The following is a 14,690-nucleotide window of genomic DNA, read 5'->3' as shown; positions in this document are numbered from 1 at the left end:
TCCGCTCACGCGGCCACCTCGCGCACCGGCGCCGGCGCGGCCTCGTCCGCCTCCTCGTAGCGATAGACGAACGCATCGCCATCCACGCCGATGGCGATCGCCGTGACGCGGCGACCGGCGGCCTGGCGCTCGAGGATCGCGGTGGAAATATCGGGCAGCAGGCCGGTGGTGAGGATGGCGTCGATCATGCGGCCGCCCGAGGCCAGCTCGCGGCAGCGCGCCACGATCAGCGCCACCACCGCCTCGTCATAGACGAGCGTCGCGCCCCGCGTCTCGGCCACGCGCGCGACGATGCGATCCAGCTGGAGCCGCACGATCGCGCGCAGCACCGGCTCCGACAGAGGCTGGTAGGGCAGCACGATCAGCCGCCCCAGCAGCGCTGGCGGGAAGAGCGCGAGCAGATCGGGCCGCAGCGCATCGGCCAGCGCTTCGGGATCGGGGCGCGTCTCCTCCTCGGCGCAGAGCGCGGCGATGCGCTCGGTCCCGGCGTTGGAGGTGAGCAGGATGAGGGTGTTGCGGAAGTCGATGAAGCGCCCCTCGGCGTCTTCCATATAGCCCTTGTCGAACACCTGGAAGAACATCTCGTGCACATCGGGATGCGCCTTCTCGATCTCGTCGAGCAGCACCACCGAATAGGGCCGGCGGCGCACCGCCTCGGTCAGCACGCCGCCCTGGCCATAGCCGACATAGCCGGCCGGCGCGCCCTTGAGCGTGGAGACGGTGTGCGCCTCCTGGAACTCGCTCATATTGATGGTGATGAGGCTGTCGCCGCCGGCATAGAGGAGATCCGCCAGCGCCAGCGCCGTCTCGGTCTTGCCGACGCCCGACGGGCCGCAGAGCAGAAAGACGCCCACCGGCTTGACCGGATTGTCCAGCCCCGCGCGGCTGGTGCGGATGCGCTTGGCGATCGCCGCCATGGCATGATCCTGGCCGACCACCCGCCGCCGCAGCCGCGCCTCGATCGCCAGCACCGAGGCGATCTCGTCCTTGACCATCCGGCCCACGGGAATGCCCGTCCAATCCTCCACCACGGCGGCGACGCTGTCGGCATCCACCTCGGCAAACACCATCGGCCGGTCGCCGCGCGTGGCGTCGAGCCGCGCCCGCGCCGCGTCGATCCGCGCGTCCCGCGCCGCCCCGTCCGAGGCCGCGCCGGCGCGTGCCTCGGCCAGCGCCGCCACCGCCGCCTTCTCCGCCGCCCAGCGCGCCTCCAGCGCGGCGCAGGCCGCCTCCGCCTCGGCGCGCTGCTCCTCCAGGGGGGCGCGGCGATCGGGCGCGAGCCGCGCCTCGGCCTCGCGCGTCGCCACCTCGAGTTCCAGCGTCAGCCGCTCGATCCGGCGCCGCTTATCCTCCACCGCCGCCGGCGTGGCATGGAGCGACACCGCCACCCGCGCCGCCGCCGTATCCAGCAGGCTCACCGCCTTGTCGGGCAGCTGGCGCGCGGGCACGTAGCGCTGCGACAGCCGCACCGCCGCCTGCACCGCCGCATCCAGAATGGTGACGCCATGATGCTCGGCGATCACGCCGGCCACGGCGCGCAACATGGCGACCGCGCCTTCCGCGTCCGGCTCGTCCACGGCGATCGGCTGGAAACGCCGGGTGAGCGCCGGGTCCTTCTCCACATATTGCCGATATTCCGCCCAGGTCGTGGCGGCGATGGTGCGCAGCCGGCCGCGCGCCAGCGCCGGCTTGAGCAGATTGGCGGCATCGCCCGTGCCGGCCTGGCCGCCGGCGCCGATCAGCGTGTGCGCCTCGTCGATGAACAGGATGATCGGGCGCGCCGCGCCTTCCACCTCGTCGATGATCTGCCGCAGCCGCGCCTCGAACTCGCCCTTCACCCCCGCGCCCGCCTGAAGCAGTCCGAGATCGAGCGCATGGAGCGAGACATGGCGCAGCGCCGGCGGCACGTCGCCATCGGCGATGCGGCGCGCCAGCCCCTCGACGATCGCGGTCTTGCCGACCCCCGCCTCGCCGGTGAGGATCGGGTTGTTCTGGCGCCGTCGGAGCAGGATGTCGATCGCCTGCCGGATCTCGGCGTCGCGCCCGACGATGCGGTCGATCTCGCCCGCGCGCGCCCGCGCCGTCAGATCCACCGCATAGCGGGCGAGCGCGGATCCGGCCGGGTCGGCGAGCGGCAGCTCGGGTGCCGCCGCCGCCGGCGGCCCCGCCGCCTCGCGCGAGCCCGCGAGCAGATCGGCAAAGGCCTCGCCCAGCCGATCCGCGCCGAGCTTGCGGAATTCCGCCGAGATGCCGAACAGGATCGCGCGCAGCGTCGGCGTCTTCAGCATGGCGAGGAGGAGGTGGCCGGTCCGCACCTGGGGCGCGCCGAACAGCAGCGAGGCATAGAGCCAGCCCTTCTCGATCGCCTCCTCGATATGCGGCGAGAAGTCCGATACGGCGGTGGCGCCGCGCGGCAGCCGATCCAGCGCCGCGAGAAGATCGGCGGCGAGTACCGCATCGTCGAGCCGGAAGGCGGTGCGCAGCGCCGCCAGATCATTTTGCGGATCCTGCGCCAGGATGTGGAGCCAGTGCGCCAGCTCGACATAGGGATTGCCGCGCAGCCGGCAGAAGCCGGTCGCGGTCTCGATGGCGGTGCGCGCGGTGGGCGCGAGCCGCCCGAACAGAGCGGCGCGGCTGATCTCGGTCATGGCGTGGGCATCCTTGTGCGGGCGGCGAGCCGGCGCGCGCTCGCGCCGAGCCGGGTATCGGTGCGGGGTTTGGCCGAAGCGGGCGTGGCGCCGAGCCAGCCGCTCCAGCCGAGCCGCGCGCCGCCGCCCAGCCGCGCCGAGCGGATCGCGGCGGGCGCGACGGCGAGCGCCACGTCCCAATCGAGATGCGGCGGCGCGAAGGCATCGAGCGCTTCGGCGATCAAGGCGAAGCGGCGGCCGCCGGGCAAGGCCTCGTCGAGCGTCGCGGCGTCGGGAATGGCGAGGGTGACGCGGAAGGCATCGGCGACGCTGCGCTGGCGGACGCCGCTGACCGCATCCTCGCCGAGCCGCACATAGGCGCGGCCGAGCCGGCTGCGCTCCGCGCCCGCGATGTCCCGCCAGCGCGGCACGAACTCGGTCACGCGCACGGGCAGCCGCATCAGATCGGTCAGCGCGTCGGCCAGGGCGGCGGGGCTGCGCGGCCCTACGAACAGCCCGGCATAGCGCAGCCGCGCGCGCGCCGGGAAGACGCGGGCCGTGCCCTCCCCCGCGCCCGTCAGCGCCGCGACATAGGCGGCGAAGCGGTCCGCCTCGGGCCGGTCGGCGCTGGCGGCGGGGCTGGCATTGGCCCAGCTGCGATAGAAAAGCTGGAGCATGCGGCCCGCCAGCACGTCCAGCCAGTCGCCAAAGGGGCGGGTGCGCGAATAGCGCCGCTCATAGGCGGCGAATTCGGACAGATGGAGCGGCAGCGGCGCCATCGGTCCGGTCAGGCCGAGCCAATGGCCTTCGAGCCGGGGCCGCCCGCGCCGCTCCGCGATCGCGGACAAGGTGGCGGCCGGAAAGGCGAGCGCGGGCGTCTGGGCGAGGCTGGCGATATCCTGCGCCGGCAGCCGCGCCTCCCCGATGCGCGGCAGCGCGCGGGCGCGTGCTTCCGCCCCGCGCAGCAGCGCGAGCGGCTCCAGCGCCTGGCTGCGCGCGGCCGCGCGGGCGAGATAGGTCAGATGGTCGGACGCTGGCCGAGCCGGGCGGGCCATGACGCGAACCTCTGCTGATCGGTGGTTTCAAACACGCATTCGGTGAAGCTGTTGATCGCGGCGAATTCGGCGAGGAAGCGCTCGAGCACGGCGGCGAACAGGAACAGCCGGCCATTTTCGAACCGCGCCTCATCGAGCGTGATCGTCAGCTGCTGGCCGCGCACGAAGCCGGCCGGCCCGGCCCCCGGCACCCGCCGCGCGACGGGGGCGGCGCGCACCGCGCGCAGCCCGTCCAGCTGGCGCCGCAGCGCGGCATCCTCGATCCGGCCGTACAGCGCCAGATGCGCGCGCAACGCCGCCGGATCGCCCTCGGGATCGGCCGCGAAGCCGGTATAATTGGGCGTGAGATGCGCGATCACGCGCCAGGCGCCGTCATGCAGGCCGAGCGGCGGGCGCGGCGGCGTGGGCGGCCGAAGCATCTGCACGCTCCGCACCGGCGCGTCGTCGGCGCGCAGCGCACCGGCGGCGCCGGTCCGCACCAGCTCGGGCAGATCGCGGTTGGTGACCAGCGCGCGGACGGACAGTTCCTGCACATCCTCCAGCCGCTCGGGCCGCCCCGGCGCGGTGAGGCTCAGCCAGGTCTCGGTGCCGACATAGTCGCTGCGCCGTCGCGCCCGCTGCTCGCGCGTGGAGAGGCGACGCGGGCGCAGCCGCGGCACATAGAAGAGCGCGTCGGTCCAGTCGTAGAGCAGCCCGGCGAAATCGTGGAGCGGCACGACCGCGCGTGGCGGGCCGCCCGCGCGATCATGCGCCCGCACCTCCAGCAGGCGGTAGATCTCGAAGCCGAGCGGGCGGGTGCGGTCCGCGATCACCTGGCGCTCATGCTCGAACCCGGTCAACGCGATGCGATCCGCCTGCTTCTCGAACAAATTGATGGCCGGCGTCGCGAAGAGGCGGAGATTGGCCGGCGATACCGCCCCGGCCAGCGCCGGCGCCGGCCGCGCGAACAGGATGACGATATCGCACGCCATGGCCTCGCCGGCAGCGGCGAAGGCTGCGTCCAACCCGTCCAGCCGCGCGAACAGGAAGCGTTCGGGGCAGGCGAAATATTCGGCGAGCAGGCGATAGCCGCGATGCACGCGCCGATCAATCGGCAGCAGCGCGCTCGCCTCGTCCAGGCCGTGCTGCGCCGGCACCGGCAGCGGCGTCGCCGTCAGGCTTCCGACCGGCCGCGCGACCGCCGCCACCGCATCGCCGATCAGCTGGCGATACAGCTCGCCCGGCACCGCTTCGGCGCCATCGAGATAGAGCGGCAGCGCGCCGGGCCGGAGATCGCCCAGCCGCGCCCCGCCGTGGGTCTGGAGACGCAGCCGCAGGCCCGCCTCGATCGGCCGGTCGCCGGCCAGCCCCGCCGGTACGAACGGCGCCACCGCCGCGCGCCCGCTCAGATATTCGGCCGAGGCGATCGACAGCGGCCAGAGCGTGACACTGTCCCCCGTCAGGAAGGTGACGGGGGTCGCGTCGGCATCGGAGGCGAGCGCCTGCAGGCGCGTGTGGCGCGGTAGCGTCACGCCTTCGGCGAGCGCGCTGTCGCCGGCGCGCGGCTCGAACCCGACCACGCACATGGACGGCGTGGGCGCGCAATATTGCGGCTGGATGGCGCTCAGCAGATGCTGCGTGAAATCGGGAAATTGATCGTGCAGCTTGAGCTGCACGCGCGCGCCGAGAAAGGCGACGCCTTCGAGCAGCCGCTCGACATAGGGATCCACCTCGCTCGGCGCGCCGAGCCCGAGCCGACCCGCCACCGCTTCATGCTCCTCGCCAAACTCGCGGGCGGCTTCGCGAAGATAGCCGAGCTCGTCATTGTAGAAGCGGAGCAGCCGGGGATCCATCAGGCGCCCCAGATCGTCGCCGCGCCGGTGTCGATCTCGACATCGGTGCGGAACTCGACCGGCAGCGCCCGCACCGCCGTGGTGAGATCGCCGCGAATGGTGAAGGCGATGCTGTTGGCGCGCGCGTGTCCGCCATCCACGTCGACATCGAGGCTGCGGCGTTCCACGCGCGGCTCGAACCGCAGGATCGCCTCGCGCATGTCGCGCGCACGCGCCTGGACGGACTGGCGCGTCAGCAGCTTTCCGGTGAGATCGGCGAGGCCATAATTAAGCACCGACCGCGCCACCTCGGGCGCCTGATCCAGATCCTGCGCCGAGGCGAGGCTGGTGGTGTTGAACAGCCAGTTCAGCTCGCGCAGAACCGTGGCGCGCAGCGCGGCCTCGCTGAAGCGCTCGAGCCGGGGCACGGTGTAGAAGCGCGGCGCGCGGTCCAGCCCGGTGATCTCGGCATCGTCGTCACGCAGCCCGTCAAGCTCCAGATCGGCGACGAGCTTGTCGAACAGGCTGGGGTTGATCCGGCTCATGACGGATCGGCGAAGCGGATCTGGCGAATGTCGAGCAGGCCGAAATCCTCGCCCGTGCTGATCGTCCAGCTGCGCTGGCCGACACCGCGCACCTGACCATCCGCGCCGCGCCATTCCGTGCGCCGCGCGAGGCGCAGCGCATCGTCCGGCTCGGCCTCGGTACCCGGGTAGCGCACGGGCAGCAGCGCGGCGAGCGTCGGGCCCGCGCGCAGCCGCAGCGAGGCGGGCAGCCAGACGAGATCGCGCATGTCGCGCGGGCCCTCAATGTCGATCGCTTCCAGCGCGGCGAAGGGCAGCAGCCCCCAGCGCCCGGCCACGATCGCCTCCAGCATCGGGCCGAAGCGCGTGTCCGCATCGAAGAGATAGGCGAAGGGCGCGCCGTTGAGCGTCCCGGCGGTGTCGGGACAGGCATCGAGCGCCTCGGCGCGGCGCGCGGGATCGGCGTCGGGCCCGATGGTGGCGGCAAGCGTCGCGGCCCAGGCGGGCGCCTCGGCCAGCAGCGGCGCGGGCGCGGCGCCGGCGCAGGCCCGGGCGCGCGCGGCCTCGGCGGCCAGCGCCTGGCCATAGGCCATCTCCAGCATCCGCGCCTCGGGCGACAGCGCCGCCAGCGCGCGCAGCTGGGCCTCGGCCTTGTCCCAGGCGCCCGCGACGCAGAGCAGCTGGAACAGCGCCATGCGCGCGCGCTGATCGTCCGGCCGGGCGCGCAGCGTCGCGACGAGCCCGGCTCGCGCCTCCGCAATCTCGCCCGCGGCGAGATCGGCCGCGATCCGCGTCTCCTCGGTGTCGACCATCGTCATGCCCGGCTGATCCTCTCGCTGTCCGCGCGGCCAAGCGCCGCCGCCCCCGGCCTAGGCGGGCGCCGCTGCGGCATGGTTTCAGGAGCGGCGCGGCGCGTTACCATTGTCATGAAGTCGGCACCGGCGGCGGCGGCCGCGTGGGCGGCGGCATCCGGATCGGCGGCGCGCCGGGCACGACGATCTCGAGCGCGGCGGGAAAGCTGAGATTGGGCAGGCGCGGCGCCGCCTCGGGCGCGGGCGGGCGGCGGAACTCCGCTTCCAGCTCGGCCAGCAGCTGGTCCGCCGCATCGGGCTTCTTGCCGACCAGGCCCAGCTCCTTGGCGAGCGCGTGGCTGTCCTTGAACAGGCTCATGAACTGGCGCATGAAACCCAAGCCGAGCGCGGTGCCGCCCGCCGCCGGGCCGGGATGGCCGGGCGCCAGCTTCAACGCCGCCTCGATCGCCGCGCCCGATCGATCCTGAAGCCCGAGCGGCGCGTTATAGCCCGCGAGCGTGACCGCGAGATTGGTGAGCAGCGTCACCACGCGATCGGCCCGGACGATCGCGCCCTCGCGGGTTTCGAGCGCCTTGAGCGCCTTGAACTGATTTTCCACAAGGGCCAGCTCGGCCAGCCCCGTCTGGCAGCGGGTCCAGGCGCCGGAAATGGTGGCGCGGCCGCGAAAGCCGGGCGATCGCACGCCATCTTCCAGCAGGCCCGTGACATCGCGCCGCAGCCGGGCGAGGCGCGGCCGCTGGCCCGCGTCGCCCTGCTCCGCCTCATATTGCTCGATCAGATCGAGCAGTTCGTAGAGCCGGCGGCCAAGCTGCTCGGCGCGCGCGTTGAGATGGCCGAGCTTGCCCTTATAAGCGTTCAGCTCGGTCTTGATCCGCGTGAAGCCCGGCAGCGGATCGCTGTTGAAGCTGGCCGCCATCTTGCCGAGCGTGAGGGCATGGGCCAGCGCCCCGCCCAGCTGCGCGGCGCGGCCGGTCGTTTGGCCCTTGGCATAGGCGGCGCGCAGCCGCTGGATCTCGGCCAGCAGCCGCGCGCGGCTTTCCTCCGCGGTGCGATAGGCCTCGCTGAACTTCTTGGTCGCGTCGGTCAGGCCGCGCACCAGGCTGACGATGAGAAACGCGATCGACACGCCCGAGGTGGGCGGCGCCAGCCCGGCGGCGACCGCGACGAAGGTGAGCGTCAGGCCGATGCGCGCGATTTCCTTGCCGCTGTCCAGGCGATAGTCGCGCCAGGCGGCGCTGCCGCGCAGCGCGCCGCCAAGCGCCTCGACCACGATCGCCTGAAGGCGCGGCGTGGCGCGCTGGAACACGCCTGCCACACGCGCCCGCAGGGCCGGATCGGCGCGGCTGTTATCGTTGATGAACGGGAAGATCTCGCGCTGGATCACGTCGCGTATGGCGGCGGCGAGCTTCAGCTGGACATCATTGTTGAGCACGGGGCTCTGGCGGAAGCGCTGGCGCAGCGGCGCCGCCATGGTGACCTCGAAGACGATCGGAATATCGTTGAGCGAGGCGTGCAGGCCCTCGGGCTGCATGCTGCGAACGATCCGACCCAGGCTGCTTTCGAACAGGATGAACGGCACCGCGCTGGCCATCATCGGTCTCCGGGGCATGAGGGTCGCGGGTCAGCCGCCGGCCGCCGACGCCCCGCGGGCGGGGCGGCCGGGCGCGGCCGCGGCTCAGGCCGCCTGGTTCTTCAGAATGTCCCACTTGAAATCGGGGCTGCCGCCGCCCGAGCTGCCGGTCTTCGACTGTTCGGTATATTTGACGTCGATCTTCTCGAAATTGAGCGAGACGACCTCGGTGGTCCGCTCGTCGCCGCTGCTGCCGCCGTGCTGGACATTGCTCACCATTACCTCGGTCATGGTGATGACGAGATATTCCAGCGGATTGTCGCCGCCGGCCTTGCGCACCGTCAGCGTCGCCGTGGAGAAATGCTTGCCCTGGGCGCAGCTCAGCAGGATCGGCGTGCTCGCCAGATCGACGAACTTGGTGACCGACAGATCCTGGAAATTGGCCTTGCCGGTGCCGGCGCCGCCGCCGAGATGGGCGGTGCCGGTGTTGCTCATGCCCCAGCTCCAGCCGATGATATCGATTTCTTTGCTGTGCTTGGCATCTTCCGATTCACCATTCACGCCTTCAAGCTTCAGGAACATATCGACGGCCATGATGCACTCCGCTCAACAAAGGATAGAAAGTTCGGGAAGGACGGGCTGAATTACTTCTCGGCGCGCGGCAGCCGCGAGACCATGCTCAGCGACACGTCCATGCCTTCGAGCTGATAATGGGGGATCATCCGGAACAGCCCGCGATAGAAGCCGGGATTTTCCGGATCGGGGATCACTTCCACCGCGGCCTGCTTCAGCGGCTTGCGCGCCTTGGTCTCCTCGGTCGAGAAGTCCGGCTGGACATCCACATATTGCATGATCCAGCTTTGCAGATCCGCCTGAAGCTGCGGCGCCTCGCGCGAGGAGCCTATCCAGTCGCGCACCATGCACTTCAGATAATGGGCGAAGCGGCAGCTGGCGAAGATATAGGGCAGCCGCGCCGAGAGGCTGGCGCTGGCGGTCGCGTCGGCATCCTCATAGGCCTTGGGCTGGTGCAGCGTCTGCGCGCCGATGAAGGTGGCGTGATCGGTGTTCTTGCGATGCACCAGCGCCATCAGCCCCGCCTTGGACAGCTCCGCCTCGCGACGATCCGAAATCGCGATCTCGGTCGGGCATTTGGCGTCCACGCCGCCCTCGTCGGTGGGGAAGAGCGCGGTCGGCAGATCCTCGACCGTGCCGCCCGATTCCACGCCGCGGATGCGCGTGCACCAGCCATAGGTCTTGAAGGCCTCGGTGATGCGCACCGCCAGCGCATAGGCGGCGTTGAGCCAGAGATACTGGTCGTGATCGCCCGCCACCTCTTCCTCGAAGGCGAATTCGGGCACCGGATCGGTCGCCGCGCCATAGAGCGGCCGGCCCAGGAAGCGCGGCAGGGTGAGCGCCAGATAGCGGCTGTCGTTCGAGGCGCGGAACGAGCGCCAGGCCATATAGTCCGTCGCGTCGAACTGCTTGGCGATGTCGCGCGGGTTGGAAAGCTCGCGCCAGCTGTCCATGCCGATCAGGCGCGGTCCGGCGGCGGCGAGCACCGGGCAGTGCGCCGCCGCGCCGATCTTCGCCAGGCCCTTCATCACCTCGATATCGGGGCCGCTATGATCGAAATAATAGTCGCACACGATGGCGCCATAGGGCTGGCCCCCGAGCTGGCCGAACTCCGCCTCGTAGATGCGCTTGAACAGGGGGCTCTGATCCCAGGCGGCGTCGCGATACTGGCGCAGCTGCCGGCGCGTCTCCTCCTTGGAGATGTTGAGCACCCGGATCTTTAGATCCTTGCCCGTCGAGGTGTTGCCGACCAGATACCAGAGCCCGCGCCACGCCGATTCCAGCGCCTGGAATTCGGGATGGTGGATGATGCGGTTGATCTGCTCGGTGAGTTTGCGATCGATCGCGGCCTTGAGCGCGTCGACGGTGAGGAACACATCCTCGCCGATGACGGCGGCATCGGCGAGCGCCTGATGCGCCAGCGTCTGCACCGCCTGTTCGATGCGCGCGCGCTTGGCCTCGCTGCCGGGCTTAAACTGCTTCTGGAGCAGCAGCGTGAAATCATCCAGCTCGACCGTGGAGGCGGCGGTTTCGGCCGTCGCGGGCTGGAAAGTGTCTTGAGCCATTCTCTGTCTCCGGGGCGGGGGCGCGTCAGCGCTCGGCCGGGTCGGACGCATCCGTTTCGGACGCGGGGCGGGTGGCGGCGAGCGCCTGCATCAGCGCGGGATCCTTCAGCACGCGATCCAGCAATTCCTGCGCGCCGGCCTTGCCGTCCATGTAGAGCATGAGATCGTTGAGCTGCTCGCGCGCGTCCAGCAGCGCGGCGAGCGCCGGCACCGCGCGCGCCACCTGGCCGGGGTTGAAATCCTCGAGCGTGCGGAAGCTCAGATCGATGCCGAGCCGCCCCTCGCCGGTCAGGCTGTTCTCCACGGTGAAGGCGGCGCGCGGCGCGATCCGCTCCATCCGCTCCTCGAAATTGTCCATGTCGAACTCGAGAAAATCGCGCTCCTCGTGCGGCTTCTTCTCGACCAGGCTCTTGCCCGAAAGGTCCGACATCACCCCCATGACGAAGGGGATCTCGATCTTCTGGCGGGAACCATAGGTTTCCACCTCATATTCAATATGGACACGCGGCGCCCGATTTTCCTTGATGAAGCGCTGTCCGCCTTTCGCCGATACCATGTGCTTGGCCCTTTCCTGGGCGGAACCGGTCCGGGTCGGGGTCCGCCTGCGGTCGTGCAGGCCTTGTGGTGGTGCCGGGCTTCAGCATGGTTTCAGCCCCGGCGCGCCGGGTTACGATTGTCACGCGGCGCGTCTCGGCGCTCCCCTCGGGAACCAGCGCCGAGGGCCGCGCGCTCCTGTCCTATGTTAGGGGGAGATTGGCCGGTGCATAGGGCGGCGCGGGCATCGGGCGATGCCATGCTGATACCCCGCGTCCGCGCGCTCGCCGCGCGCTGGGATGCGGGCAATGACGATGAATCCTTCCCGACCGAGCGGCTGCGTGCGCTCGAGGCGGCGGGGGCGTGGGACGCATTCCGCGTGCTGGACGATGCCGAGGCGACGCGGCAGCTGTGCGCGGTGCTGCGACTGATCGGCGGCGCCGATCTCAGCCTCGGCCGGGTTTTCGAGGGCCATGTCAACGCCATCCAGCTGATCGAGGCCTATGGCGACGCGCGCCAGCGCGCACGGCTGACGCAGGATCTCGCGCAAGGCGCCGGCTTCGGCATCTGGAACACCGAGCCCGCGCCCGGCGTGACGATCACGCCCGCGCCCGGCGGCTGGCGGCTGGCGGGCGCCAAAAGCTTCGCCACCGGCGCCGGCCATCTCGATCGCGCGCTCATCACCGCGCGCCGGCCGGACGGCGGCCGCCAGCTGGTCCTGGTCGATATCGGCGGCGCGGCGGCGCGTGCGGACAGCAGCGGCTGGCGCGTGCGCGGCATGCGCGGCACGCAGAGCGGCCTGTTCGACTTCTCGGGCATGGTGCTGGACGATACGGCGCTGATCGGCGCGCCGGGCGACTATGAGCGCGAGCCGCGCTTCTCGGCGGGGGCGTGGCGCTTCACGGCGGTCCAGCTCGGCGCGGTCGAGGCGCTGCTGCGGCACTGGCGCGATCATCTGCGCGCCAGCGGCAAGGCGGAAGACCCGCTCCACCGGCGGCGCTTCGCCGCTGCCGTGGTGGCCACGCGATCGGCCGGCCTGTGGGTGGCGCAGGCGGCGATGCTGGCGGAGGCGGCGCGGCCCGAGGCGATCGCGCATGTGCTGATGACGCGCGGCCTGGTCGAGGAGGCTGCGCTTCAGACGATGGAGGGCGCGGCGCGCGGGGTTGGCACCGCCGCCTTCTTCGAATCGAGCCGGATCGATCGCATCACGCGCGATCTCGGCCTCTATCTGCGCCAGCCCGTGCCCGATCAGGCGCGCGACCGCGCCGCCATCGCATGGCTGGAGGCGGATAACTGGGGCGAGGACGGCTGGTGGTGAGGCCCGATCGCGCCGCCTGGGGCCGCGTGCTGCGCCGCGCGCGGCCGCTCTCCGCCGCTGAGGCCGCGCGCGCGGGCGGCTGGCTGATCCTCGCGCCGCATCCCGACGACGAGACGCTGGGCGCGGGCGGGCTGATCGCGGCGCTCAGCGACGCGGGCGCGCGCGTCGCCGCCGCCTTCCTCACCGATGGCGCGGCCAGCCATGTCGGCGCGCCCGGCTGGAGCCCGGCGCGTATCGCCGCCGCGCGCGCGGGCGAGGCGGGCGCGGCGCTGCGCGTGCTCGGCCTCGCCGTCCCGCCGCTGTGGCTCGGCTGGCGCGATGCGGCGCCCCCTGCCCCCGATACGGACGTCTATCGGAACACGGTGGCCCGCCTCGTCGCACTGTGCCGGCGGCGGCGCCTCCGCCAGGTGGTGGCGAGCTGGAGCGGCGATCCCCATTGCGATCATGCGGCGGCGGCCCGCATCGCCGCGGATGTGGCGGCCGCGCTCGGGGTCGTACCGCGCTTCTACGCGGTATGGGGCTGGACCCGCCCCGATCTGGACGCACGGCTGGCGCGCACGCGCGCGCTGGCTCTGCCCGTCGCCCGCTGGCGCGGCCGCGCGCGTCGCGCGCTCGCCTGCCACCGCTCGCAGCTGGGTGGCCGAATCCACGGCGCGCGCGAGGCCTTCGTCCTGCCACGGACGATGCGCGCGCTGGTCGATCTTCCCTATGCGCTGCTGCTGGAGCCCCGAGATGCGTCGTGAACAGTCCATCGACTCCGGCTGGTTCGAGGCGCTGTACCGTGAGCAGGGCGATCCCTGGCAGTTCGAGACCAGCGCCTATGAGCATGACAAATACGCCCATACGCTTGCCGTTCTCCCGCCCCGGCTGGGTTCGGTGCTGGAGGTGGGCTGTGCGATCGGCGTGTTGACCCAGAGGCTGGCGCCGCGCTGCGATCGGCTGCTGGGGGTGGATGTCTCGGAGACCGCGCTCGCCGCCGCGCGGCGCCGCTGCGCCGCCCTGCCGCAGGTGACGCTCGAGGCACGGCGCCTGCCCGAAGCGCCGCCGCCCGGCGCGTTCGACGCCATCCTCCTCTCCGAAGTGCTCTATTATTGGGACGCGGCCGATCTCGCGCGGATGGCGGACTATATCGGCGCGGCGCTGCGGCCCGACGGGCTGCTGCTGCTGGTCCATTGGACCGGCGAGACGGATTATCCGCAATCAGGCGACGAGGCAGTCACCGCCCTCCACCGCCGGCTCGGGCCGCGCATCGCCGTGCTCCGCCAGGAGCGGCGGGAGCGGTATCGGCTCGACCTGTGGCGCCGTCGCTGAGCGGCGCGCGCGGATCATCGCCCCCGCCGCCGCGATCGCGGCCGGCAAGGTCCGGAAGCTGAGCCGGTCGCCCGGCCGCGCGCGATCCGGCTCCAGCGCCAGCGGAAAGCCATAGGTCTCGTGGAGCGGCGCATAGGCGGGCTGGCTGATCCAGCGCGCCACCGTATCCGCCATGCCGTGCCGCGCGCGCCCGACCGGGCGGCTGGAGGTGAAGACGCGCACATCCAGCGGATGGCGGATCCGGCCGCCCTGCCGCCGCACCGCCGCGAACAGCGCGCGATCCTCGGCCACGGGCGGCGTCGGCGCGCCGCCGATCCGGCGATACATGGCGAGGTGCAGCGCCATGCTGGCGCCGCCCTCGTAGAAATGGCGCGGCCAGGGATCGCGCGGATCGGGCGCCCGGTCCGCGCGCAGCCAATCCAGCGCGGTGCCATAGCGGCCCAGCATCGTCAGCCGGTGCGCCGCCTGCGCGCCCAGAGCGGCGCGCTCCGCGCGTCGGGTGAAGGCGCGGCCGGCCACCGCATCGCATCCCGCCTCGAAATGGGCGAGCGTGCGGAGCAGCCAATCCTCCGCCACGATCGTATCGGCATCGGTGGAGGCGAGCACATCGCCGGGCGCCTGGAGCAGATCCGCCGCCGCATCCAGCGCCAGCCGCCGCGCCCAGCCGGCATGGCGCGCGCCCGGCCGCAGCGACGCCGCCGCCCAGCGCAGCCGCGCATGGCGCAGTCGGGTGCGCTCCAGCAGCGCCACCGTGCCATCGGTGCATCCATTGGCGAAGACGTAGAGCGTGACCGGCGCCGCCACCCGCGCCGCCGCCCGATCGAGCGCGGCGAGACAGGCGGGCAGCCACGCCTCCTCGTTCATGGCGGGAATGGCGATGGCGATGGCGCGATCGCGGCGCAGGGCGTGGAGCATCGCCTCTGCCAACTATCCTATGTTGCAGGCGTTCCTTGATCCGCATCGGAGGGTGCGACCGGCGATCCCCCGCCG

The 14,690-nt window shown here is 71.8% G+C and carries 13 protein-coding genes; 3 read left to right on the top strand and 10 right to left on the bottom strand.

Annotated elements, in window-relative coordinates; all coding sequences use genetic code 11:
• Positions 1-5: 5 nt before the first annotated feature.
• The 9 genes from tssH to tssB form a co-directional block, all read right to left on the bottom strand.
• Positions 6-2,648, bottom strand: coding sequence for a type VI secretion system ATPase TssH (gene tssH / locus LHA26_RS17150; protein WP_252168721.1), 2,643 nt, complete (start codon positions 2,646-2,648; stop codon positions 6-8).
• Positions 2,645-3,682 (bottom strand): type VI secretion system baseplate subunit TssG, encoded by a 1,038-nt coding sequence (gene tssG, locus LHA26_RS17145; RefSeq protein WP_252168720.1) that lies wholly within the window; start codon positions 3,680-3,682, stop codon positions 2,645-2,647. The genes tssH and tssG overlap by 4 nt, the downstream gene beginning before the upstream one ends.
• Positions 3,646-5,514: a type VI secretion system baseplate subunit TssF gene (tssF, locus tag LHA26_RS17140; protein WP_252168719.1), complete on the bottom strand. Its 1,869-nt coding sequence runs from the start codon at positions 5,512-5,514 to the stop codon at positions 3,646-3,648. The genes tssG and tssF overlap by 37 nt, the downstream gene beginning before the upstream one ends.
• The gene (tssE, locus tag LHA26_RS17135; protein WP_252168718.1) at positions 5,514-6,038 is read right to left on the bottom strand and encodes a type VI secretion system baseplate subunit TssE; all 525 of its coding nucleotides are present in this window, start codon (positions 6,036-6,038) and stop codon (positions 5,514-5,516) included. Before tssE ends, tssF begins: the two co-directional genes overlap by 1 nt.
• Positions 6,035-6,835, bottom strand: coding sequence for a type VI secretion system accessory protein TagJ (locus LHA26_RS17130; RefSeq protein WP_252168717.1), 801 nt, complete (start codon positions 6,833-6,835; stop codon positions 6,035-6,037). Before LHA26_RS17130 ends, tssE begins: the two co-directional genes overlap by 4 nt.
• 106 nt (positions 6,836-6,941) lie before the next feature.
• Positions 6,942-8,423, bottom strand: coding sequence for a hypothetical protein (locus LHA26_RS17125; RefSeq protein ID WP_252168716.1), 1,482 nt, complete (start codon positions 8,421-8,423; stop codon positions 6,942-6,944).
• Between the two features lie 81 nt (positions 8,424-8,504).
• Positions 8,505-8,993 (bottom strand): Hcp family type VI secretion system effector, encoded by a 489-nt coding sequence (locus tag LHA26_RS17120; protein ID WP_252168715.1) that lies wholly within the window; start codon positions 8,991-8,993, stop codon positions 8,505-8,507.
• A gap of 50 nt (positions 8,994-9,043) precedes the next feature.
• Entirely contained in the window at positions 9,044-10,537 is a 1,494-nt protein-coding gene (gene tssC / locus LHA26_RS17115) for a type VI secretion system contractile sheath large subunit (RefSeq protein WP_252168714.1), read from the bottom strand.
• 25 nt (positions 10,538-10,562) lie between these two features.
• Positions 10,563-11,093: a type VI secretion system contractile sheath small subunit gene (tssB, locus tag LHA26_RS17110; protein WP_252168713.1), complete on the bottom strand. Its 531-nt coding sequence runs from the start codon at positions 11,091-11,093 to the stop codon at positions 10,563-10,565.
• 237 nt (positions 11,094-11,330) lie between these two features.
• Between tssB and LHA26_RS17105 the strand changes: the two genes are divergently transcribed.
• From LHA26_RS17105 to LHA26_RS17095, 3 genes are read left to right on the top strand one after another with little or no spacing between them, the layout of a single operon-like run.
• Complete coding sequence (locus LHA26_RS17105) at positions 11,331-12,389, top strand: acyl-CoA dehydrogenase family protein (protein WP_252168712.1); 1,059 nt, start codon at positions 11,331-11,333, stop codon at positions 12,387-12,389.
• The gene (locus LHA26_RS17100; RefSeq protein ID WP_252168711.1) at positions 12,383-13,132 is read left to right on the top strand and encodes a PIG-L deacetylase family protein; all 750 of its coding nucleotides are present in this window, start codon (positions 12,383-12,385) and stop codon (positions 13,130-13,132) included. Before LHA26_RS17105 ends, LHA26_RS17100 begins: the two co-directional genes overlap by 7 nt.
• A complete protein-coding gene (locus tag LHA26_RS17095; protein WP_252168710.1) occupies positions 13,122-13,700 on the top strand; it encodes a class I SAM-dependent DNA methyltransferase in 579 nt (192 codons plus the stop codon). The genes LHA26_RS17100 and LHA26_RS17095 overlap by 11 nt, the downstream gene beginning before the upstream one ends.
• Here the strand turns inward: LHA26_RS17095 and LHA26_RS17090 are convergent.
• Positions 13,590-14,615 carry a glycosyltransferase family 2 protein gene (locus LHA26_RS17090; protein WP_252168709.1) on the bottom strand — a complete coding sequence of 342 codons (1,026 nt, stop codon included), beginning with the start codon at positions 14,613-14,615 and terminating at the stop codon, positions 13,590-13,592. The genes LHA26_RS17095 and LHA26_RS17090 overlap by 111 nt on opposite strands.
• Positions 14,616-14,690 lie beyond the last annotated feature (75 nt).

This window comes from Sphingomonas morindae (assembly GCF_023822065.1).
Lineage (GTDB): Bacteria > Pseudomonadota > Alphaproteobacteria > Sphingomonadales > Sphingomonadaceae > Solisphingomonas > Solisphingomonas morindae.
Note: the sequence above shows the minus strand (reverse complement) of the source record. Positions and strands in the feature narration are given on the sequence as shown.